The following is a 20,661-nucleotide window of genomic DNA, read 5'->3' on the forward strand; positions in this document are numbered from 1 at the left end:
CCCCCACGCTCCCACGGTGAGGGGGGAACGCGTCGGGATCCGACCGCCGAAGTGAACCGATACTTGCCCCTCGGTGAACTCTGGGCGACGAGTGTTCGAGATGGCACTCGTATGGCTGGGAGAGAGTCGGCGACCCCGCATAACCTGGATGCATGGACGTGAACGCGGCGGTCGCCGCAGCTGCCGCGATCGCCGGGTTGTTGACCGGTGTGATCGCCATGCTGGCGTTCCGCTGGAGCGAGCGCGAACAGAACAGACCCACGCGTACGTCACTGCGGCCCGACAGCAACGCAGCACTGCCCCCCGGAGTGGACACCGTCCTCTCCGTACTCAGCTCCTCCGCCGTCGTGCTCGACGAGAGCGACAGCGTCGTCAAGGCCAGTTCCGCCGCGTATGCGCTGGGCCTGGTCCGGGGCGGCCGACTGTCGGTCGACGCCATGCTCCACATGGCCAGGGACACCCGCAGGGACGGAGAGATACGCCAGGTCGAGCTGGACCTCCCACGGCGCGGTACGGGCCGGGGCGAGGCGCTCGCCGTCTCGGCCCGGGTCGCCCCGCTGGGCTCCCGCCTGGTGCTGCTGCTGGTCGAGGACCTCACGGAAGCCCGCCGGATAGAGGCGGTACGACGTGACTTCGTCGCCAACGTCAGCCATGAGCTCAAAACCCCGACCGGTGCGCTCTCCCTGCTCTCCGAGGCCGTCATGGACGCTTCGGACGATCCGGAGGCCGTGGAGCGGTTCGCCGGACGGATGCAGATCGAGGCGACCCGGCTCACCAATCTCGTACAGGAACTGATCGACCTCTCCCGGGTGCAGAACGACGACCCGCTGGAGGACGCCGAACCGGTCCGGGTGGACGAACTGGTCGCCGAGGCCATCGACCGCTGCCGGCAGCAGGCCGGATCGAAGCAGATCACCATGGCCTCGGGCGGCACCGCGGACCTCTTCATCTGGGGGAACCGCGGGCAGCTCGCCGCGGCTCTCGGCAATCTCGTCGAGAACGCCGTCAACTACAGCCCCGCCCGCACACGCGTCGGTATCGCCGCCCGCCGCATCGTGGCACCCGGCGGGGATCTGATCGAGATCGCCGTGACCGACCAGGGCATCGGCATCTCCGAGAAGGACCGCGAGCGGGTCTTCGAGCGGTTCTACCGCGTCGACCCGGCCCGGTCGCGGGCCACCGGTGGCACCGGTCTCGGCCTCGCCATCGTCAAACACGTGGCCGCCTCGCACGGCGGGGAGGTCACGGTCTGGAGCTCCGAGGGTCAGGGCTCCACCTTCACCCTGCGACTGCCCGAATCGGGTGTCGTACGGGAACGCACCACCGGCGGACCGCTTATCGTCAACGGCGACGACGAGGCACCGTTCGAGACCGACTCCTTTGAACCATTCCCTGCCCCGGAGGCTCTTCCGTGACCCGAGTGCTTGTCGTCGAGGATGAGGAATCCTTCAGCGACGCCCTGTCCTACATGCTCCGCAAGGAAGGCTTCGAGGTCGCCATCGCGGCGACCGGCCCCGATGGACTCGACGAGTTCGAGCGCAACGGCGCCGACCTCGTCCTGCTGGACCTGATGCTGCCGGGCCTGCCCGGCACCGAGGTCTGCCGCCAGCTCCGCGTACGGTCCAACGTCCCGGTGATCATGGTCACCGCCAAGGACAGCGAGATCGACAAGGTCGTCGGGCTGGAAATAGGAGCCGACGACTACGTGACCAAGCCCTTCTCCTCGCGGGAGCTGGTCGCCCGCATCCGCGCGGTCCTGCGCCGCCGCGGAGAGCCGGAGGAGGTCACTCCGGCCGCCCTGGAGGCGGGTCCGGTACGGATGGACGTGGACCGTCACGTCGTCACCGTCTCCGGCGGCAAGGTCGACCTCCCGCTCAAGGAGTTCGACCTGCTGGAGATGCTGCTGCGCAACGCGGGCCGCGTCCTGACCCGCATGCAGCTCATCGACCGGGTCTGGGGCGCGGACTACGTCGGTGACACCAAGACCCTGGACGTCCACGTGAAGCGTCTGCGCGCCAAGATCGAGCCGGACCCGGGGGCCCCGCGCTACCTGGTGACGGTCCGCGGGCTGGGCTACAAGTTCGAGCCGTAAACCGGCGGGTGAACGAGCCGATACGAAAGGGGCGCCTCCCGGCGGGGAGGCGCCCCTTCCGCATGGACGGGCGAGGGGTCAGTGACCCGCGCTCTGGGAGGCGGTCGCCCCGGCCTCCGGGGAGGCCGAGCCGGTCGCCGGCTCCGTCGGCGAGCCGGTCGCGCCGGGCGTCCCGGTGGCGCTCGGGGAGGCGGTCCCGGAGGGCGCCTGCGAGGCCGTCGGCTTCGGGAGCACGGGCAGCGCGCTCGGGCCGAAGCCCTTGAAGAAGGTCGTGGCCGGGACGACGGAGGCACCCAGCTCGATGTCGCCGGTCTCGCTGAACTTGAAGACGACCGTCTGGACGTCGCCGTTGCGGGCGGCCTCGTGGCCGTCCTCGATCACGGCTGCGGCGTTGCCCTTGCCGCCGAGCAGGACGGAGCCGCCGGCCGGGACGACGACCGGGCCCTTGCCCTTTGCGGCGTGCAGCGTCACCGGGGTGTTGCTGCCGGGCAGCGTGATGGCCTCCAGGACCTCACCCTTGGTGCCGTTGTTGAACAGCGTGGCGGTGACGACTGCCGGACCCTTGGCGCCGTGCTCGGGCTGAGTGATGACGTTCGCGTTCTGGATCTTGATGTTGTCGACGGCAGTGGCTGCGTTGTCCGGCCTGACCTGGAGCGTCTGTGCGTCGTTGCCCGCGCTGCACGCGGACATCGAGGCGATCGAGAACACGATGGCAGTGGCGGCGAGGGCGCCGTGTCGAAGGCTGCGGCTCACGGCGGCGGCAACTCCTTGAACGTTCGGACTGCGGACGGTCGGACTCTGCGGACAGGAGGGGCGACCGGCGTAAAGCCGCCCTAAGTGTGTGTCAGCGCGCTCAGGTTACCGAGCCACCGTCCCCGCTCCGCACCCGACCCGCCCCCTACGGCGCCCGGGCATGACCGGCGGACCGCGTGCGCGCCGATTCACCCTCCGTTCGCATAACCCCGGTGATCAATTCCGGGACGTGGCGCATTCCGTGCACATAATCCACGCGGTTGCCGACCGTTGATCAATTTCATTGACCATCGACCGCTTACGTCCGTACGGGTGATCGATCTCCGAACGGAGTACGGAAAGTTCATCATCTGGAATCCGGCAAAACGGGACGTTCGACACCTTCGGAGCGGGATCCCGCGGGTGTAACGCCCGCGTTTCACCTCGGCCGCACAGCCGCTCCGACCTGCGAATACCGCCTTCCGGAAGCCTTCCGCAGCACGTTCGTGTTGCTGTTGTCAAGCCCCGAGATATGCCCTGACCTGCGAAAACGCCATTCAGGAGAAGCTGTTCTCGTGTTACTCTGGATAGCCACGGAAGGGGTACCTGTCACATGACGTTCAAGGTTGGCGACACCGTGGTCTATCCCCATCACGGGGCCGCGCTGATCGAGGCTATTGAGACTCGCCAGATCAAAGGCGTGGACAAGACCTACTTGGTGCTCAAGGTCGCCCAGGGTGACTTGACGGTTCGTGTACCGGCGGACAACGCGGAGTTCGTCGGAGTGCGCGACGTGGTCGGGCAAGAGGGCCTGGACCGGGTCTTCGAGGTGCTGCGCGCACCGTACGCCGAAGAGCCGACGAACTGGTCCCGGCGTTACAAGGCAAATCTCGAGAAGCTCGCCTCCGGCGATGTCATCAAGGTCGCGGAAGTGGTTCGCGACCTGTGGCGTCGTGAGCGCGAGCGCGGTCTCTCCGCAGGCGAAAAGCGCATGCTCGCCAAGGCCCGCCAGATTCTGGTGAGCGAGCTGGCTCTTGCGGAGAACACGAACGAGGACAAGGCCGAGGCTCTGCTCGACGAGGTCCTCGCGTCCTGAACCGGATCGCACCGGTCGTATGAATGTGCCGCGGTGCCCGATGACCAGCCGTATTCACGGTGTGTCGCCGGGCGCTGCGGCATGTTCGGCTCCAAATGCGATGTCTTAATTCAGCCGTTCTCCACAGCACTATTCAGCCATGCGCGCGCAATGAGCGGCCGGTGAGGCTTGTTCGACCAGGTGTCACGGAAGGGTCCCGGTCAAGTCAAGCGTCCCGCCCGGCTCGCTGTGGCCATACCCATGTCGGCCGTGGAAACAAACCTGCCGAAGCTTCGGAGTGCAACCGATGTCACCGATGTCACCGACGCCTGACGAATCGCGCCCTCCCCGCACCGCTGCGGTGATCCCCGCGGCCGGCCGGGGCGTACGTCTCGGGCCGGGTGCGCCCAAGGCGCTCCGGGCCCTCAGCGGGACCCCGATCCTGATCCACGCGGTCCGGGCCATGGCCGCCTCCCGTGCCGTCAGCCTGGTCGTCGTGGTCGCACCGCCGGACGGCGCGCCCGAGGTGAAGAACCTCCTCGACGAACACGCCCTGCCCGAGCGCACCGACTATCTGGTCGTGCCCGGGGGCGAGACCCGACAGGAGTCGGTGAAGCTCGGCCTCGACGCGCTGCCCGACGACATCGCCGTCGTGCTCGTCCACGACGCGGCCCGCCCGCTCGTGCCGGTGGACACCGTGGACGCGGTGGTCGAGGCCGTACGGGACGGGGCGCCCGCCGTCGTACCCGCGCTGCCGCTCGCCGACACCGTCAAGGAGGTCGAGCCGGGGAAGCCGGGGGACCCCGAGCCGGTGCTCGCCACACCCGTACGCGCCAGGCTGCGCGCCGTGCAGACCCCGCAGGGTTTCGACCGCGACACGCTGGTCCGCGCGCACGCGACCGTGGTCGTCGGCGGCGAGGGAGCCACCGACGACGCGGGCATGGTGGAACAGCTCGGGGCGCCGGTCGTCGTCGTACCCGGGCACGAAGAGGCGTTCAAGGTGACCCGGCCGCTCGACCTGCTGCTGGCCGAGGCGGTTCTCGCACGCCGGAGGGCGAACGATGGTTTCTGACCGGCAGACGGCTCCCGTGATTCCGCTCGTCGGGATCGGGACCGACATCCACGCGTTCGAAGAGGGCCGCGAGCTGTGGTGCGCGGGGCTGTTGTGGGAGGGCGAGGGTCCGGGGCTGGCCGGCCACTCCGACGCGGACGTGGTCGCGCACGCCGCCTGCAACGCACTGTTCTCGGCCGCCGGTCTCGGCGACCTGGGCCAGCACTTCGGTACGGGGCGCCCCGAGTGGTCGGGCGCCTCCGGCGTCACGCTGCTCACCGAGGCGGCGCGGATCGTGCGGTCCTCGGGGTACGAGATCGGCAACGTGGCCGTGCAGGTCGTCGGCGTACGGCCGAAGATCGGCAAGCGCCGCGACGAGGCGCAGAAGGTTCTGACGGCCGCGGTCGGCGCGCCGGTGTCGCTGTCCGCCGCCACGTCCGACGGTCTGGGCTTCACGGGCCGGGGCGAGGGAATCGCGGGCATCGCGACGGCGCTGGTGTACCGAGTGGCCGGGTCGTCCGCCTGAGCGGTGGTGGCTTGGTCGGGGCGGGTGCCCGGGTCGTCCGCCTGAGCGGTGGTGGGTTGGGTGGGGCCCCTCCGGAGTGTCTCCTCGGGACGGGCGTGGCACCCGGGTCCGGAGCGAACGAACCCGGGTCGTACGCCCGCCCCTGCGGGGACCCTCCTGCACGGCCCCACCCGCGTCTCGCGGTCATCTGCATCCCGGTGGCACGGCCCGCAGCGACCCGCCGGCACCGATCCTGTCTCCGCTCGCCCGGTGGCACGGCCCGCAGCTGCGTTCCGGCACCGATCCCGTCTCGGCTCGCCCGGTGGCATGGCCCGCAGCGACGCTCCGGCCGGTCCGGGGCCGTGCAGGAGGGTCCCCGCAGGGTGACGAACGGATACCCGGGTACGGAGACGTCTCCGCCGAACGTTCGTTGCCCGAGGAGACACTCCGGAGGGGCCCCGGACCACCCCGAACCGGCCACCACGGACCGCGGCACCACCACCCGGCCCGTCCGGCGCTTGAGGACAAAACGGCGCCCACGGACCGGGGCGCCGAACGGAACCTCCGGCAAGGACCCGGGCACTGGTGCGGGCCCACTACCCTTGAGGGGTGACTATTCGCCTGCATGACACCAGCGCCCGGAAGATCCGTGATTTCGTTCCGCTCACAGCGGGCTGTGTCTCGATCTACCTCTGTGGCGCGACTGTCCAGGCCGCCCCGCACATCGGGCACATCCGGTCGGGCCTGAACTTCGACATCATGCGCCGCTGGTTCGAGTACCGCGGCTACGACGTCACGTTCGTCCGGAACGTCACCGACATCGACGACAAGATCATCAACAAGTCGGCCGAGCAGGGCCGCCCCTGGTGGTCGATCGGGTACGAGAACGAGCGCGCGTTCAACAACGGCTACGACGCGCTCGGCTGCCTCCCGCCCACGTACGAACCGCGCGCCACCGGCCACATCACCGAGATGGTCGAGATGATGCGCGGTCTCATCGAGCGCGGTCACGCCTACGAGGCCGACGGCAACGTCTACTTCGACGTGCGCTCGTTCCCCGGATACCTGGAGCTCTCCAACCAGGAGCTCGACGACCTGCGCCAGCCGTCCGGCGAGGGCGAGACCGGCAAGCGGGACCAGCGCGACTTCGCCATGTGGAAGTCGGCGAAGCCCGGCGAGCCGAGCTGGGAGACCCCGTGGGGCCGCGGCCGGCCCGGCTGGCACCTGGAGTGCTCCGCCATGGCGCACAAGTACCTCGGTACCGCCTTCGACATCCACGGCGGCGGCATCGACCTGATCTTCCCGCACCACGAGAACGAGATCGCCCAGGCCAAGGCGTACGGCGACGAGTTCGCGAAGTACTGGGTGCACAACGGCTGGGTCACCATGTCCGGCGAGAAGATGTCGAAGTCGCTCGGCAACTCCGTGCTGGTCAGCGAGATGGTCAAGGCGTGGCGCCCCATCGTGCTGCGGTACTACCTCGGCACCCCGCACTACCGCTCGATGATCGAGTACAGCGAGGAGGCCCTGCGCGAGGCGGAGTCCGCGTTCGCGCGGATCGAGGGCTTCGTGCAGCGGGTCACCGAGAAGGCGGGGGAGACGGTCGAGCCCGCCGCCGAGGTGCCGCCCGCGTTCGCCGAGGCGATGGACGACGACCTGGGCGTCCCGCAGGCGCTGGCGATCGTCCACACCACGGTCCGCCAGGGCAACTCCGCCCTCGCGGCCGACGACAAGGAAGCCGCCGTCGCCCGCCTCGCCGAGGTGCGCGCCATGCTCGGCGTCCTCGGCCTCGACCCGCTCGACCCGCACTGGGCGGGCGAGAGCGACCGCGGCGAGGACCTGCACGGCGTCGTCGACACCCTCGTACGTCTCGTTCTCGACCAGCGCCAGTCGGCACGCGCCCGCAAGGACTGGGCCGCGGCCGACGCGATCCGCGATCAGCTCAACCAGTCCGGACTCGTCATCGAGGACAGCCCCAACGGTCCCCGATGGACGCTCGGGCCGCGCTAGCAAGCCTCTCCGCACCGGTCTGACCGGCGCAAATGTGCCGCCCGGCGTTCCGGGCGGCACACTTTCACTTGAAGACATATTTCTGAAGCAACGAAACAGGTAGGTCATGGCCGGGAACAGCCAGCGCAGGAACCGCCGCACGTCCAACAAGAAGGGCATGCAGGTCGGCAGCGGTGGTCAGCGACGCCGTGGTCTCGAAGGCAAGGGACCGACGCCGCCCGCCGAAGCCCGTAAGAAGCACAAGAAGAACCGCATCGCGACCGCCAAGGCCAAGCAGGCCGCGGTCCGCCGTCCGGCTCCCCGCCGCGGCGGTGTCAAGGGCTCGTCCGAGATGGTCGTCGGCCGCAACCCGGTCTTCGAGGCGCTGCGCGACGGTGTCCCCGCGACCACGCTCTACGTCCAGCAGTACATCGACAACGACGAGCGGGTGCGCGAGGCGCTCCAGCTCGCGGGTGCGCGCGGCAACATCAACCTGATGGAGGCCCCGCGTCCCGAGCTCGACCGGATGACGAACGGCCTGAACCACCAGGGCCTCGTCCTCCAGGTCCCGCCGTACGAGTACGCGCACCCGGAGGACCTCACCAACGCCGCGTACGACAACGGCGAGGACCCGCTGATCGTCGCCCTCGACGGGGTGACCGACCCGCGCAACCTCGGTGCGATCGTCCGTTCCGTGTCCGCGTTCGGCGGTCACGGCGTGGTCGTGCCCGAGCGCCGCGCGGCCGGGATGACGGCCGGTGCCTGGAAGTCCTCCGCCGGTACGGCGGCCCGTACGCCGGTCTCCCGTGTCACCAACCTGACGCGGGCCCTGGAGGGCTACCAGAAGGCCGGGATCACGGTCGTGGGCCTGGCGGCCGACGGCGAGCACACGGTCGAGGACCTGGAGGCCCTGGCGGGTCCGGTCGTCATCGTGATCGGTAGCGAGGGCAAGGGTCTGGGCCGGCTCGTCGGCGAGACCTGTGACTACCGGGTGCGGATCTCGATGCCGGGTGGTGCCGAGTCGCTGAACGCCGGTGTCGCCGCGGGCATCGTGCTGTACGAGGTGGCGCGCCGCCGGGCGTAAGTCGTCGGGGCCGGCCGGGCGGGGCCCTTCAGGGCGCCCCGCCCGCCACCCCCGCCAGCCGTGCCCGCATCAGCGCGGCGATCGTGTACGCGTCGGTGATCCGGCCGTCGCCCACCATCGCCTCCGCCTCCGCGAACGGCACGGTGAGGCACCGGCGGATGCCCTCCGCCCTGTCCAGCGGGCCCGTCCCGCGGATCCGCGCGGCGAACAGTGCCACGCGATCACCCGTCGCACCGGTGTCGGGATGGACCTCGCCGAGCGGGATCACCTCGACCGGCACGGCGCCGATCTCCTCCCCGAGCTCCTTCGCCGCGTTCTCCTCGGCGGAGAGCCCGGCCGTGCCGGCGCCGCGCGGCACCTCCCAGTGCCACGAACGCGTCGCGTGCCGGAAGTGCTCGATGAGCACCACGTCCCCGTCGAGCAGCGGCAGGATCACGCAGCCCTGCTCCGGGGTCGGGCTCAGGGAGCGGATGTACGTCCCCTCCGAGCCGTCCGGGAAGCGCACGGGGTCGCGTACGAGCAGGACGTACGGGTCCTGGTAGAGCACGCCGCCGGCCGCCGAGACCGCCACGGGGTCGGTCAGGATCTCGATGCCGCCGGGTTCGTTGCGGAAGAGGTCGGGGCGCTCCGCGCGCAGCTGCTCGTACTCGTCGGTGCTCATGTGTCGGTCGTGCTCCCCTTGGGACCCGCCACCGCTCACGCGTACGGCGACTGCTGATCGGCCTGGCGCCTGGGCGGCTGCGTGCCCGTCTCCTCGACCCGGCCTCCGTACGCCTTGAGGATCTTCGCCCAGTCCCTTTTGACACTGCCCAGTTGCAGCGAGGGCAATGTCAGGGAGTGCCCGAGTCCGCTGCGGGCTCCGGTGCCGCTCCGGTCGAAGAACTCCAGCCGCATGCTGAGCGCTCCGGCGAAGGCCGTCGCCATCTGGAGCGATCCGGCCAGCAGCGAGACCTCTTCGCCCGCGGTCACCTGGAGCGCGATGCCGGTGGATTCGAGGACCAGTGCCACCTTCATCTCCCGCTGGAAGCCCTGCCCGCGGCCGCTCACCTTGCGTGCCGCCCGCAGCATGCCGCGGTGCAGCCGGGCGACGTCCGCGGTGCCCGCGCGGAACTCCTCGGGGGTGGGCGTCCGGCCGTCGCGGAAGCTGCCGAGGACGAAGGAGTCCAGGGAGTTCACGTAGGCGTGCCACTCCTCCGTGGTGCGCAGCCGTGTCACGTCCGCGAGGGAGAGCGATCCGTAGGAGTTGGGGCCGTCCACCGCGCGGTGCAGGGCGTCGGCGAACAGGTCCCGCAGCAGCAGGCCGATCGCCTCCGGGTTGGTCTCCTGCGGGCGGACGTCGTCCCGCAGTTCCTGGAGCGTCGACCGGGGCGGGGAGCCGGGCGGGGTGAGTGCCGTGATGCGGCTGGCCTTCGGGACACCCAGGTTGTACAGGAGGTCGATCAACTGCTTGGCGGGCACGATGTGCTTGCCCTCCCGCAGGAGCCCCTCCCGTACCTCCGTGCCGGGCCGGGTCAGGAACTCGCGGTACACGGCCTCGCGGGTGATGGTCGCGTACAGGTCCTGGCGCACCGCCCAGACGGCGATGTCGGTGAGGATTCCCTCCTTCATGGCGCGGACCTGCGCGACGGGGATGCCCAGCTGTTTGCTCAACGGGGCCTCGCGGAGCCGCTGGAGCATGGGCAGATGGCTGGAGAAGAACTGGCTGACGTGCGCCGTCGCCTCCCGGTTGGCCTCGTCGTCCCAGTCGAAGCGGACCAGTGCCGGTTCCGCCTCGTCGGCGAGCAGCCGCGCCCAGGCGCGGTGGACCCGCTCGTCGTACGTCCAGGAGAACCGTGCGGCCGGATCGCGTTCCGCGTACAGGAAGGGGACGAGCGCCTGTTCGTTCAGCAGCCGTATGAACGCCTGGCGTTCGGACGGTTCGGCATCGGGCAGGTAGTTGGCGGAGACGGCTTCGTTGTTGAGGAAGTAGGCCCGATTGACCACCAGCGTGCCGCTGTTCACCAGGGCGCGGCGCAGTTCGGCCGCGGAGGCCGCCACGTCGTCGGGCGAGCGGCCGGGCGGGGCGCTGACCCTTTGCCGGGCGAGGGTGAGATCTCCGGGCAGCCACTGGTTGTCCAGGGCCTGCGCCATCACCGGGTACCGCGTGAGGTCCTTGAAGGTGAGCAACTGTCCGGTCATGCGTCCCTGCCCGTTGTGGATAACTAGCCAGCCCGCCTGGGCTAGTTGACGTACGGGCATTGAACAAAGGTTCCCAGGGAACGGAGATTGGCCGGATCTTGACGGGTCTCGGACACTTCGGGCGCGTCAAGGCAGTGTCCTAAACACACATCACTCGGTTAGATGAGTGTGGACACCAGAACGCCTCGGTTCGACGAACAACCCGCCCTGAGCATGACCAAGGTGGACTGCGACCCCGCGCAGGTCATCGTCAACCACGCCAGTTTCCGGGTGCAGCTCGCCCCGGGCCAGCGTGCACGGCTGCTCGGTGGCGCCGCCGCGGACGCGGCCCGGATCCCCGCCATGAGCGGTGCCGCGGGCCGTCGCAGAAGGGCGCCCGTCGTCTGGAGCGGCAGGTCCGAGCCGGGCGATCCCGGAGCGGGCGGACTGCTTCAGGCCGTACGGAACTCCACCGCGGGCCGGCTCGAGGGCGGGCTCGGCGCCGAGCTCTCCGAGGGGCACGCGGCGGGCGGTACGCAGGTCATCCCGCGTATCGAGGAGACGCAGCCCAACCCCGTACTCGTCGCTCCCCACCAGCCCGTACGCGGTGGCGGTGGGCCCCTGTTGCCTCCGATGCGGCAGGCGGTCGGCGCGTACGACCCGGTCGAGACCGGACCGGACGACGGGTTCGACGAGGAGTACGACAGCGGGACCGCCCAGGAGCGGCGGCACGGCAACGACCCCGTCCGGCACGCCTATTACCCGGGCCGCCGGATGAACCTCGGGGTCGTCCTGCTCCCGATGCGTGTCTTCCTCGGCTTCATCACCATCTACGCGGGCATGGGCAAGCTCTGCGACCCCGTCTACTTCGACGGCGGCGACCGGGGCTCCATGGTCAAGTGGCTGACCTCGCTGCACCCCTGGGCCCTCGCCGAACCGCTCCGCGACTTCGCCCTCTCCCACCCCGTGGGCGCCGGACTCACGGTCGCCTTCCTCCAGGTCGTCGTCGGAGTCCTGACCGTGTTCGGCCTCTGGCAGCGTGTCGCCGCCTCGGTCGGGGCGCTGCTCTCCGCGGCTCTCCTGGTCACGGTCAGCTGGCGCACCGTCGCCGTGTACGACGCGCCCGACATCATCTATCTGGCCGCCTGGAGCCCGCTGATCATCGCGGGCGCGCCGGTCTACTCCGTCGACGGACGTCTCGCCGGAGAGGCGTGGCGCAAGCTCGGCCCGCGTTCCTCGATCTGGGACCTGCGCGGGCGGGTCCTGCGCCGCGGCACCGTCGTCGCCACGGTCGTCGTGGGCCTGACCCTGCTGGTCGGTTCCCTGCTGGGCGGCGCGGTCCGCTCCACCGAGGTCGTGACCGTCCCGGGTCCGCACGACTACCCGACGAACCAGCTCCCCGGTTCCCCGCTCCCGCAGGAGTCCGCCGGCAAGCGCCAGGCGTCGCGGACCCCGGAGGAGCGCCGGCCGGCGCCGTCGAGTTCCAGTGCCTCCACGACGCCTTCCGCCGCGCAGTCCACGCCGGGTGCGGGCACGGTCCGCGAGTCCGGACAGGCCGCCGGTACGGGGCAGCCCAGCCAGACGCAGGGCACCACCCAGCAGCAGGCGCCCCCGCAGGCGACCACCCCGCAGGAGGCGCCTCCGACGACCAGCGCGGGACCGACGTCCTCCGGCTCCACCGGCACCGGGGACTCCACCGGCGGAACGGACGGCGGCGGCAGCACCGGCGGCGGCGGACGGAATCCGATCGGTGGTCTGCTCGGCTGACAGGGCCGACGCGGGCACGGACGGACAGACAGGAGGGGCGGTCACCGGACATCCGGTGACCGCCCCTCCTGCATGTTCCGCGTACGTACCCGCCGGGGCGGCTACCGGCCCGTGTGGGCGCCGAGTTCCTTCGCCGCCTCGGTGAGGTCCTTGGCGGTGTCGATCGCCCGCCAGTAGGCCCCGTGCGGCAGCGGATAGCCGGCGAGGCGACGCTCCCGGGCCAGTCCGGGGAAGGTCGTCCGCTCGTGGTCGCCCCGCTCGGGCAGCAGCGTGGTGAACGTGGGGGAGAAGACGTACACGCCCGCGTTGATCAGATACGGCGAGGGCGGCGACTCGATGAAGTCGGTGATGTGGCCGAAGGCGTCCGTCTCGACCGCGCCCCAGGGAATCCGTGGGCGGGCGAGGGCCAGGGTGGCGGTGGCGTCGCGTTCGGCGTGGAATGCGGCCATCTCGCGCAGGGAGAAGCGCGTCCAGATGTCGCCGTTGGAGGCGTACCAGGGCTGACCCGGGTCGGGCAGCCGGGCGGCGGCGTACTTGAGGCCACCGCCGCGTCCCAGCGGCTCGGTCTCCACCACGGTCGTCACGTTCAGCGGGAGATCGGCCGAGGCGAGCCAGTCCTGGAGGACCTCGGCGAGGTGGCCGCACGAGACCACGGCGTCCGTGACGCCCTCGGCGGCCAGCCAGGAAAGCTGATGGCCGATGATCGGGGTCCCGGTTCCCGGGATCTCGACCATCGGCTTGGGGCGGTCATCGGTGTACGGGCGCAGTCGCGTGCCCTGGCCACCTGCCAGGATCACGGCCTGTGTCGGATACGTATGCATGCCAGGCACGATATGCCGTGCCGGCGCGATCACGGTCAGCTGAACCGGGCGACGCCCGAGGCGAACGACGTGTCGCAGACCGGGCGGGAGAAGCGGTGGGCGCGCGTCGGGCCGTACTGCTCGACCGCCGCCTTCCCGAGTGCCCTGGCGATGGACATGCAGTGACCGGCGAGCGAGGGGCGGGCCTCGACGGCACGCTGCAGGTCCGTCAACGCGGCGCCCGGGTCCTTCTCCTGAAGCTCCAGGAGCAGCTTCTCGCGCAGAATGTCCTGCGGGGTACGGGGCTTGGCGGGCTTGGACACGGTCTCCGACGCCGCGGTCAGCAGCTGGGACTCGGGGTTGGCAGCCGCCCACGGCACGCGGGTCACCGCGAGGGTCCCGGAGAGGACCATGACGACAGGCAGGACGAGAGCGAGAGTTCGGCCGATGCGGCGCGCGGTGTGGGTCACGCAGGCGAGCGTAGCGGTCAGTGATGATTTGGCGACATTTCGTCACCCTCGCGAGGGATGGTTCGAGGAGTCTTTTCGAATCCCTGGTTGACGTATCCGGGCGAAATGCCAGATATGCCGGGGTATTTGTCGACTGCCAGGATCGGAACCCCAAACATCGGGCACCACGCAAACGGCCCCCGCACCCGTTCGATACGGGGTGCGGGGGCCGGACGTTGCGCGGGTGACGTCAGTCGGTGAGGCGCTCACCGGTCGAGGTCGCGAAGACGTGCAGCTCGTCCGGGCGGGGCACGACGTGCAGCTCGGTGCCCTTCTCCGGGACGGCGCGGCCACCGACACGGACGACCAGTTCCTTGTCCGCACCGCCGACGCGGGAGGAGCCGTAGACGAAGCCGTCGGCGCCGAGCTCCTCGACGACGTTGACCGAGACGGCGAGGCCGGCCGGGGCGTCGGACGAGTCCTTGGTGAGGGCCTTCGCGGCGGCGCCGCCGTGCTCGACGATGTCGAAGTGCTCGGGGCGGATGCCGACCGTGACGGTCGTGTCGCCGCGGTCCGCGGCGGCGGTGAGCGCCTCGCGGGAGACCGGGACGACGCTGTTGCCGAACTTCACGCCACCGTCGGTGATCGGGACCTCGACCAGGTTCATGGCGGGGGAGCCGATGAAGCCGGCCACGAAGAGGTTCGCCGGGCGGTCGTACATGTTGCGCGGCGAGTCGACCTGCTGGAGCAGACCGTCCTTGAGGACCGCGACGCGGTCGCCCATGGTGAGGGCCTCGACCTGGTCGTGGGTGACGTAGACCGTGGTGATGCCCAGGCGGCGCTGGAGGGACGCGATCTGCGTACGCGTCGAGACACGGAGCTTGGCGTCGAGGTTCGACAGCGGCTCGTCCATGAGGAAGACCTGCGGCTCACGCACGATGGCGCGGCCCATCGCCACACGCTGGCGCTGACCACCGGAGAGCGCCTTCGGCTTGCGGTCGAGGTACTCGGTGAGGTCGAGCATCTTGGCGGCCTCTTCGACCTTCGCCCGGATCTCGGTCTTGTTCACGCCGGCGATCTTCAGGGCGAAGCCCATGTTGTCCGCGACGGACATGTGCGGGTAGAGCGCGTAGTTCTGGAACACCATGGCGATGTCCCGGTCCTTCGGGGGCAGGTGCGTCACGTCGCGGTCACCGATGCGGATCGCGCCGCCGTTGACGTCCTCAAGACCCGCGAGCATGCGCAGGGAGGTCGACTTGCCACAACCGGAGGGACCGACGAGGACGAGGAACTCGCCGTCCGCTATGTCGATCTCGAGCTGGTCGACCGCCGGCTTCGTGGAGCCGGGGTAGACACGGGACGCCTTGTCGAACGTGACACTGGCCATGCTGAATCTTCTCCTCAACCGGCAGGAACGTGCCGGACGATCCGAGTAAGGGAGTGGTCTGGTCCACCGGAGTGAACCTTCCGCGACGCTACCTGGCCATTTCGAATATGTCAGTAGTCCAGAACACTCCAATATCCCGTCCTGTCCGGGGCGGGACGTTGGTTACACTGCTCCGGAATGCCTCCTTAGCTCAGCTGGCCAGAGCAACGCACTTGTAATGCGTAGGTCGTCGGTTCGAATCCGACAGGGGGCTCTGGAAGGGCCCAGGCCGGACACTGTCCGCCCTGGGCCCTTTGCGATTCCGCCCTCGGACAAGGAGCCCCATGCCCCCGGACAGCCCGGCAGGCCGCCGCCAGGACCGGGGTGGTCCCGCGACCGGTTCGCTCACCTACGCCCCGGCGGGTGCGACGTGTCCCGGTGAGGCGGTGTGGACGGCGGAGGTCGCCGGCCACCGCCGGTACGAGGGGTCCGTCGTCGTCGGGTGCGGTGACGAGGACTGGCGTGCGGCGTCCGAGGCCGTTCTGCGCTGGGGGATCAAGCGGCGCAGCGGCTTCCGTGTCACCCCGGTGGGGGGCGCCGGTGAGCGGGTCGCCGAGGGGGGCGAGTACCGGATCACGGCGGCGTGGGGCCCGCTGGCCGTTCACGAGCCGGTCCTGGTCGTCGCCGTCGTCGACACCCCCGACCGGTGCGGCTTCGCCTACGGGACGCTGCCCGGCCACCCGGTCTCCGGCGAGGAGGCATTCGTCGTGAGCCGGAGTCCGGACGGCCGGGTCACGCTGACCCTGCGCTCCCTGACGAGCCGGGCCCCGCGCGGTGGGTGGCGGCACGTGTTTCCCGTGCTGCTGGTCGCCCAGCGTGTGTACCGCCGCCGCTACCGGCGGGCCCTCCGGGCCGCCGGAGCGGGGCGGCGCTGAGGTCCGAGAGGGGTCAGTGCCGGCCGGCGATGCGGTCCGCCACCTTCGCGATCGGGTCGGTGCCGGGGCGCGGGGACGTCGTCTCGCGGCGGTCCGCCGCGCGGTAGGCGGCGTACATGCCGTGGACGCCCAGCCAGCGGAAGGGTTCCGGCTCCCAGCGGCGGACCTTGTGGTTGACCCAGGGGAGGGAGGTCAGGTCGGTGGGACCCGCCTGGCCGGAGTCCTGCTGGATCAGGTCGCGCAGGGTGCGGGCCGCGAGGTTGGTCGTGGCGACGCCCGAGCCGACGTAGCCGCCCGCCCAGCCCAGGCCGGTGGAGCGGTCCAGGGTGACGGTGGCGCACCAGTCGCGGGGGACGCCGAGGACGCCGGACCAGGCGTGGTCGATGCGGGCACCCGCGGTGGTGGGGAAGAAGCGGACGAGGAGATCGCGCAGCGCCTCGATCGTGGCGGGCTGGGTGCGGCCGTCGTTGTCGACGGCGGAGCCGAAGCGGTACGGGACGCCCCGGCCGCCCAGGGCGATGCGGTCGTCGGCGGTGCGCTGGGCGTACATGTAGGCGTGGGCCATGTCGCCGAGGGTCTCGCGGCCTTCCCAGCCGATGGTGTCCCAGACCGACTTGGGGAGCGGCTCGGTGGCGATCATGGAGGAGTTCATCGGGAGCCAGGTGCGCCGCTGGCCCTTGAGGCCGGCGGTGAAGCCCTCGGTGCAGCGCAGGACGTAGGGGGCGCGGACCGTGCCGTACGGGGTGATGGCGTGCTTGGGCTTGATCTCCGTGACCGGGGTCGACTCGTGGATCGTCACGCCGAGGGCCTCCACGGCGTCGGCGAGGCCCTTGACCAGCTTCACCGGGTGCAGGCGGGCGCCGTGCGGGGACCAGCTGGAGCCGACCGCTCCGGTGACCCTGATCCGTTCGGCGGTCTCGCGGGCGCCGCGCAGGACGCGGCCGGTCTCGCCGAAGGCGATCTCCACGGAGTGGAAGTCCTTGAGGCGTGCGAGCTGGGCGGGTGTGTACGCGACTTCGAGGACGCCGCCCCGGTGGATGTCGGCGTCGATGTTCTCCTCGGCGGCGACCCGGACGACTTCGTCGACGGTGTCGTTCATCGCCTGCTGGAGGCGGACCGCCGCGTCGTGGCCGTGGAGCTTCGCGTAGCGGTCGCGGCCCGCGATGCCGTTGTAGAGCCAGCCGCCGTTGCGCCCGGAGGCGCCGTAACCGCAGAACTTCGCTTCCAGGATGGTGATGTTGAGGAAGGGGACTGCCTTCTTGAGGTAGTACGCCGTCCACAGCCCGGTGTATCCGCCGCCGACGATGCAGACGTCGGCGGTCGCGTCGCCCGGCAGAGGTTCGCGGGGGGCGGGGGTGCCCTCCCGCGCGTACCAGAACGATATGCCGCCGTTGACGGTACTGACGGTGCTCATGTTTCCCCTGCTTGTCCGGTGTACAGCCGAGCTTCTGTGGCGGACGTTACTGCGCGGCGGCCCGTTCCGTCTTGCCCCGGGGGAGACCTCGCGTCAGGGGGTAGCAGCCGAAGCCGATCAGTACGGCCGTGAAGTGGGTCAGGTCGCCGAAGGTCCGGCCGCTGATCAGCGGGATGCCGTGGACGACGAGCACGGCGAAGGCGTACAGGGCCCGCCAGGGGTGGGGGATGCGGTACGTGAGGACGGCGGCGACCCCCGCGAGCGCGTAGCCGGCCCCCATGTCGAGGGTGTCCTCCGCGTACTGCGGTGCGTGGCCGTGATGGACGGCCCAGGTGAGGACGGCCGCGCCGACGAACGGGGCGAGGAACTGGGCCGTTGCGGCGACGGCGAGCCAGCGCAGGGTGCCGAGCCAGTGCTCGACGGTGGCGTGGAAGACGGTGAACAGGACGGCGTACAGGAGCCAGTCGCCGTCGTCGATCCGCAGGGCCCCGGAGACGAGGACACGGAACGGCTCCTGCGTGAGCGCGTGGACACTCGCCGAGCGCTGGACCAGGAACTCCTGCTCGAACTCCGGGGACAGCCGCCGGACGACGACGGTGACGAGGAGGAGGGTCAGCCAGATGTACGTGCCCGGAGCGCCGGTGATCCAGCGGCGGATCGCGGTGAGGGCACGCGCGGCCGGACTTTTTCGGGGCATAGACGATTGACGCACGGGTCTACGATCGAGGGTGTGATCGACATTCCGGATGAGCTGATCGTCACTCAGTCCACGTACCGGGGAGCGGCCGGGCGGGAGTTCATCGCCGCGCTGCCGGGGCTGGCCGGCCGGTTCCTGGACGAGTGGGGGCTGCGGCTGGACGGGGCCGCGATGTACGGGATGTGCGCGCTGGTGCTGCCGGTGGTGCGGGAGGCGGACGGGCGTCCCGCGGCGCTGAAGCTCCAGGCGCTGGACGAGGAGACGGCCGGGGAGCCGGTGGCGCTGCGGGTGTGGGGCGCCGCGGGGGCCGGGGTGGTGGGGCTGCTGGACCATGACGCGGAGACCGGCACCATGCTGCTCGAACGGCTGGACGAGCGGCGCCCGTTGTCGGCCATGGACGACGAGCGCGAGGCGGTGCGGGTGCTCGCGGAGCTGCTGGCCGGGCTGACGGCCGTGCCCGCTCCGGCGGGGCTGCGTGGTCTGGGCGACGTGGCAGGCTGGCTGCTGGGCGCGGCGCCCGGAGAGATCGAGACGCTGCCCGACGAGAGGGAGCGGCGGCTGCTGGGGGACTGCGCGGCGGCGCTGCGGGAGGTCGCGCGCGAGCCGGGGGACCGGCTGCTGCACTGGGACCTGCACTACGACAACATCCTCGCCGGGCGCGCCGAGGAGGGACGGGCGGGGGAGTGGATCGCCCTGGACCCGAAGCCGCTGGCCGGGGACCCGGGGTTCGAGCTGTTTCCGGCGCTGGACAACCTCTTCGACGCGCACGAGGTGCGGTGGCGGTTCGACCTGATGACGGAGGTACTGGGGCTCGACCGTGAGCGGGCGCGGGCCTGGACGCTCGGGCGGGTCCTGCAGCAGTCGGTGTGGGCGATCGAGGACGAGCGGCTGCCGTCCCCCGACCATCTGGAGATCGCCCGGCAGCTGCTGGGGCGCGGGTAAGGGGCGGCGGCGTTCGGGGGCGCTTGTTTACGCTGCCCCCATGATTCGTATCGCTACTCCCGATGATGTCCCCGCCATCCACGCCATGGTCCGTGAGCTGGCCGAGTACGAGAAGGCCCTCGACGAGGCCAACGCCACCGAGGAGCAGCTGCGCGAGGCGCTCTTCGGCGAGCGGCCCGCCGCGTACGCGCACATCGCCGTCTCCGACGAGGACGGTGAAGTCGTCGGCTTCGCGCTGTGGTTCCTCAACTTCTCGACCTGGCGCGGGGTGCACGGCATCTACCTGGAGGACCTGTACGTGCGCCCGGAGCGGCGCGGCGGCGGCCACGGGAAGGCGCTGCTCACGGAGTTGGCGCGCATCTGCACGGAGCGGGGCTACGGCCGCCTGGAGTGGGCGGTCCTGAACTGGAACGCGCCGTCCATCGCCTTCTACGAGTCCCTGGGCGCCCGGCCGCAGGACGAGTGGACGGTGTACCGGCTGACGGACGACGCGCTGGCGGAGCTCGGCGGGAAGTGACGCTCGCGGGCCGTCCGGTCCTAGGGCGTGCCAGACACCGCCGGCCAGACGAGACTTTGCGGACACGACCTAGGGGACGAGGACGACCTTGCCCATCGTGCCGCGGCTCTCCAGGGCACGGTGGGCGGCGGCGGCCTCCGCGAGCGGGTAGCGCTGGACCGCGGGGCGGAGCCGGCCCGATGCGGCCTCCGCGAGGGCACGGTCCTCCAGGGCGCGCAGGCCACCGGCCCGCTGCATCATGACGGGGCCGAGCACGCCCTCTGAGGTGATGCCCCGCTCGGCGAGCTCCTCGGGGGTGAAGGTGAGCGCCCGGCCGTCGTGGAGTCCTTCGCCCGACCAGCCGAAGACGACGTGCTGTCCGCCCTTGGCGAGGAGGCCGACGGCGGCGCGTGCGGTGACTCCGCCCACGGAGTCGTAGACGACCGTGGCGCCGCGGCCCAGCTCGTCGAGGTGCTCGCGGACCTGGCGGGGCCAGTCGGGAAGGGTGTAGTCGACCGCGAGGTCGGCGCCGTTCGCCCGGACGGCGGCGACCTTGGCGGGGCCGCCCGCCAGGCCGACGACGGTGGCCCCGGCGTTCTTGGCGTACTGCACGAGCAGGGTGCCGATGCCTCCGGCGGCGGCCGGGACGATCGCCACGGAATCGGGGCCGAGTTCGGTGAACTGCAGGATGCCCATCGCGGTGCGTCCGGTGCCGATCATCGCGACCGCTTCGCCCTCGTCGAGCCCGGCCGGGATCTCGTGGAGCTTGTCGGCGTCGACGACGGTCAGTTCGGCGTAGCCGCCGGGCGCCATGCCGATGTGGGCGACGACGCGCTTGCCCAGCCAGGCGGGGTCGGTTCCCTCGCCGAGCGACTCGACGGTTCCGGCGACTTCGCGGCCGGGGATCGTCGGCAGCTCGGCGGGGGCCGGGTACGGGCCGGTCATGCCCTCGCGCAGCGCGGTGTCGAGGAGGTGCACACCCGCCGCGGCGACCGCGATCCGGACCTGGCCCGGGGCGGGGACGGGGTCCTCCGTCCGCTCGTACGTGAGGTTCTCGGCCGGGCCGAAGGCGTGGAGGCGGATGGCGTGCATGAGGGCTCCCCGGGGGCG

General features: G+C 70.9%; 20 protein-coding genes and 1 tRNA gene. 12 read left to right on the plus strand and 9 right to left on the minus strand.

The features are described from left to right. Positions 1 to 152: 152 nt before the first annotated feature. Entirely contained in the window at positions 153 to 1,415 is a 1,263-nt protein-coding gene (locus OG230_RS19705; protein WP_328905033.1) for a sensor histidine kinase, read from the plus strand. Next, positions 1,412 to 2,092 carry a response regulator transcription factor gene (locus OG230_RS19710; RefSeq protein WP_014047499.1) on the plus strand — a complete coding sequence of 227 codons (681 nt, stop codon included), beginning with the start codon at positions 1,412 to 1,414 and terminating at the stop codon, positions 2,090 to 2,092. Before OG230_RS19705 ends, OG230_RS19710 begins: the two co-directional genes overlap by 4 nt. 78 nt (positions 2,093 to 2,170) lie before the next feature. Here OG230_RS19710 and OG230_RS19715 read toward each other — a convergent pair whose 3' ends face one another. Continuing rightward, a complete protein-coding gene (locus OG230_RS19715; protein ID WP_328905034.1) occupies positions 2,171 to 2,845 on the minus strand; it encodes a DUF461 domain-containing protein in 675 nt (224 codons plus the stop codon). A gap of 592 nt (positions 2,846 to 3,437) precedes the next feature. On the opposite strand from OG230_RS19715, the gene OG230_RS19720 reads away from it, so the two are divergent. The 5 genes from OG230_RS19720 (at position 3,438) to rlmB (ending at position 8,528) form a co-directional block, all read left to right on the plus strand. Further along, positions 3,438 to 3,920: a CarD family transcriptional regulator gene (locus OG230_RS19720; RefSeq protein ID WP_006380568.1), complete on the plus strand. Its 483-nt coding sequence runs from the start codon at positions 3,438 to 3,440 to the stop codon at positions 3,918 to 3,920. A gap of 286 nt (positions 3,921 to 4,206) precedes the next feature. After that, positions 4,207 to 4,971 carry a 2-C-methyl-D-erythritol 4-phosphate cytidylyltransferase gene (ispD, locus tag OG230_RS19725; protein ID WP_328905035.1) on the plus strand — a complete coding sequence of 255 codons (765 nt, stop codon included), beginning with the start codon at positions 4,207 to 4,209 and terminating at the stop codon, positions 4,969 to 4,971. After that, the gene (gene ispF, locus OG230_RS19730; protein ID WP_328905036.1) at positions 4,961 to 5,476 is read left to right on the plus strand and encodes a 2-C-methyl-D-erythritol 2,4-cyclodiphosphate synthase; all 516 of its coding nucleotides are present in this window, start codon (positions 4,961 to 4,963) and stop codon (positions 5,474 to 5,476) included. Before ispD ends, ispF begins: the two co-directional genes overlap by 11 nt. 588 nt (positions 5,477 to 6,064) lie before the next feature. After that, positions 6,065 to 7,465: a cysteine--tRNA ligase gene (cysS, locus tag OG230_RS19735; protein ID WP_328905037.1), complete on the plus strand. Its 1,401-nt coding sequence runs from the start codon at positions 6,065 to 6,067 to the stop codon at positions 7,463 to 7,465. A gap of 106 nt (positions 7,466 to 7,571) precedes the next feature. Beyond that, entirely contained in the window at positions 7,572 to 8,528 is a 957-nt protein-coding gene (gene rlmB, locus OG230_RS19740; RefSeq protein ID WP_328905038.1) for a 23S rRNA (guanosine(2251)-2'-O)-methyltransferase RlmB, read from the plus strand. A 28-nt stretch (positions 8,529 to 8,556) separates the two neighbouring features. Here rlmB and OG230_RS19745 read toward each other — a convergent pair whose 3' ends face one another. Together OG230_RS19745 and OG230_RS19750 are read right to left on the minus strand one after the other, a co-directional pair. Beyond that, on the minus strand, positions 8,557 to 9,189 hold the full coding sequence (locus OG230_RS19745) for an NUDIX hydrolase (protein ID WP_328905039.1): 633 nt from the start codon (positions 9,187 to 9,189) through the stop codon (positions 8,557 to 8,559). A gap of 35 nt (positions 9,190 to 9,224) precedes the next feature. Then, a complete protein-coding gene (locus OG230_RS19750) occupies positions 9,225 to 10,706 on the minus strand; it encodes a hypothetical protein (RefSeq protein ID WP_328905040.1) in 1,482 nt (493 codons plus the stop codon). A 162-nt stretch (positions 10,707 to 10,868) separates the two neighbouring features. Here OG230_RS19750 and OG230_RS19755 point away from each other — a divergent pair, with 162 nt between their 5' ends. Continuing rightward, on the plus strand, positions 10,869 to 12,452 hold the full coding sequence (locus OG230_RS19755) for a DoxX family protein (RefSeq protein ID WP_328905041.1): 1,584 nt from the start codon (positions 10,869 to 10,871) through the stop codon (positions 12,450 to 12,452). Between the two features lie 101 nt (positions 12,453 to 12,553). On the opposite strand, the gene OG230_RS19760 is transcribed toward OG230_RS19755, so the two are convergent. The 3 genes from OG230_RS19760 to OG230_RS19770 form a co-directional block, all read right to left on the minus strand. Continuing rightward, positions 12,554 to 13,273 carry a nucleotidyltransferase family protein gene (locus OG230_RS19760; protein ID WP_328905042.1) on the minus strand — a complete coding sequence of 240 codons (720 nt, stop codon included), beginning with the start codon at positions 13,271 to 13,273 and terminating at the stop codon, positions 12,554 to 12,556. A gap of 35 nt (positions 13,274 to 13,308) precedes the next feature. Further along, entirely contained in the window at positions 13,309 to 13,722 is a 414-nt protein-coding gene (locus OG230_RS19765; RefSeq protein ID WP_328905043.1) for a hypothetical protein, read from the minus strand. Positions 13,723 to 13,951: 229 nt separating this feature from the next. Next, positions 13,952 to 15,088, minus strand: coding sequence for an ABC transporter ATP-binding protein (locus tag OG230_RS19770; RefSeq protein ID WP_328905044.1), 1,137 nt, complete (start codon positions 15,086 to 15,088; stop codon positions 13,952 to 13,954). 179 nt (positions 15,089 to 15,267) lie between these two features. Here OG230_RS19770 and OG230_RS19775 point away from each other — a divergent pair. Together OG230_RS19775 and OG230_RS19780 are read left to right on the plus strand one after the other, a co-directional pair. Further along, positions 15,268 to 15,341 (plus strand) — tRNA-Thr (locus tag OG230_RS19775). 70 nt (positions 15,342 to 15,411) lie between these two features. Beyond that, the gene (locus OG230_RS19780) at positions 15,412 to 16,002 is read left to right on the plus strand and encodes a DUF1990 family protein (protein WP_328905045.1); all 591 of its coding nucleotides are present in this window, start codon (positions 15,412 to 15,414) and stop codon (positions 16,000 to 16,002) included. A 13-nt stretch (positions 16,003 to 16,015) separates the two neighbouring features. On the opposite strand, the gene OG230_RS19785 is transcribed toward OG230_RS19780, so the two are convergent. Together OG230_RS19785 and OG230_RS19790 are read right to left on the minus strand one after the other, a co-directional pair. After that, positions 16,016 to 17,416, minus strand: a complete 1,401-nt coding sequence (locus OG230_RS19785) for an NAD(P)/FAD-dependent oxidoreductase (RefSeq protein ID WP_328905046.1) — start codon at positions 17,414 to 17,416, stop codon at positions 16,016 to 16,018. Between the two features lie 46 nt (positions 17,417 to 17,462). After that, the gene (locus OG230_RS19790; protein WP_328905047.1) at positions 17,463 to 18,128 is read right to left on the minus strand and encodes a rhomboid-like protein; all 666 of its coding nucleotides are present in this window, start codon (positions 18,126 to 18,128) and stop codon (positions 17,463 to 17,465) included. 18 nt (positions 18,129 to 18,146) lie between these two features. Between OG230_RS19790 and OG230_RS19795 the strand changes: the two genes are divergently transcribed. Then, a complete protein-coding gene (locus tag OG230_RS19795; protein WP_328905048.1) occupies positions 18,147 to 19,055 on the plus strand; it encodes an aminoglycoside phosphotransferase family protein in 909 nt (302 codons plus the stop codon). Between the two features lie 40 nt (positions 19,056 to 19,095). After that, positions 19,096 to 19,572, plus strand: coding sequence for a GNAT family N-acetyltransferase (locus tag OG230_RS19800; protein WP_328905049.1), 477 nt, complete (start codon positions 19,096 to 19,098; stop codon positions 19,570 to 19,572). Positions 19,573 to 19,641: 69 nt separating this feature from the next. Here the strand turns inward: OG230_RS19800 and OG230_RS19805 are convergent, their stop codons facing one another. Then, the gene (locus OG230_RS19805) at positions 19,642 to 20,643 is read right to left on the minus strand and encodes a zinc-binding dehydrogenase (RefSeq protein ID WP_328905050.1); all 1,002 of its coding nucleotides are present in this window, start codon (positions 20,641 to 20,643) and stop codon (positions 19,642 to 19,644) included. Positions 20,644 to 20,661: the final 18 nt, after the last annotated feature.

Source organism: Streptomyces sp. NBC_00234 (genome assembly GCF_036195325.1).
Classification (GTDB): Bacteria; Actinomycetota; Actinomycetes; order Streptomycetales; family Streptomycetaceae; genus Streptomyces.

What these genes read in the sequence shown, in the direction of transcription:
- OG230_RS19705 (WP_328905033.1), top strand. Translation starts at nt 153, where the DNA reads ATGGACGTGAACGCGGCGGTCGCCGCAGCTGCCGCGATCGCCGGGTTG.
- OG230_RS19720 (WP_006380568.1), top strand. Translation starts at nt 3,438, where the DNA reads ATGACGTTCAAGGTTGGCGACACCGTGGTCTATCCCCATCACGGGGCC.
- ispD (WP_328905035.1), top strand. Translation starts at nt 4,207, where the DNA reads ATGTCACCGATGTCACCGACGCCTGACGAATCGCGCCCTCCCCGCACC.
- ispF (WP_328905036.1), top strand. Translation starts at nt 4,961, where the DNA reads ATGGTTTCTGACCGGCAGACGGCTCCCGTGATTCCGCTCGTCGGGATC.
- rlmB (WP_328905038.1), top strand. Translation starts at nt 7,572, where the DNA reads ATGGCCGGGAACAGCCAGCGCAGGAACCGCCGCACGTCCAACAAGAAG.
- OG230_RS19745 (WP_328905039.1), bottom strand. Translation starts at nt 9,189, where the DNA reads ATGAGCACCGACGAGTACGAGCAGCTGCGCGCGGAGCGCCCCGACCTC.
- OG230_RS19750 (WP_328905040.1), bottom strand. Translation starts at nt 10,706, where the DNA reads ATGACCGGACAGTTGCTCACCTTCAAGGACCTCACGCGGTACCCGGTG.
- OG230_RS19755 (WP_328905041.1), top strand. Translation starts at nt 10,869, where the DNA reads ATGAGTGTGGACACCAGAACGCCTCGGTTCGACGAACAACCCGCCCTG.
- OG230_RS19760 (WP_328905042.1), bottom strand. Translation starts at nt 13,273, where the DNA reads ATGCATACGTATCCGACACAGGCCGTGATCCTGGCAGGTGGCCAGGGC.
- OG230_RS19770 (WP_328905044.1), bottom strand. Translation starts at nt 15,088, where the DNA reads ATGGCCAGTGTCACGTTCGACAAGGCGTCCCGTGTCTACCCCGGCTCC.
- OG230_RS19780 (WP_328905045.1), top strand. Translation starts at nt 15,412, where the DNA reads ATGCCCCCGGACAGCCCGGCAGGCCGCCGCCAGGACCGGGGTGGTCCC.
- OG230_RS19785 (WP_328905046.1), bottom strand. Translation starts at nt 17,416, where the DNA reads ATGAGCACCGTCAGTACCGTCAACGGCGGCATATCGTTCTGGTACGCG.
- OG230_RS19800 (WP_328905049.1), top strand. Translation starts at nt 19,096, where the DNA reads ATGATTCGTATCGCTACTCCCGATGATGTCCCCGCCATCCACGCCATG.
- OG230_RS19805 (WP_328905050.1), bottom strand. Translation starts at nt 20,643, where the DNA reads ATGCACGCCATCCGCCTCCACGCCTTCGGCCCGGCCGAGAACCTCACG.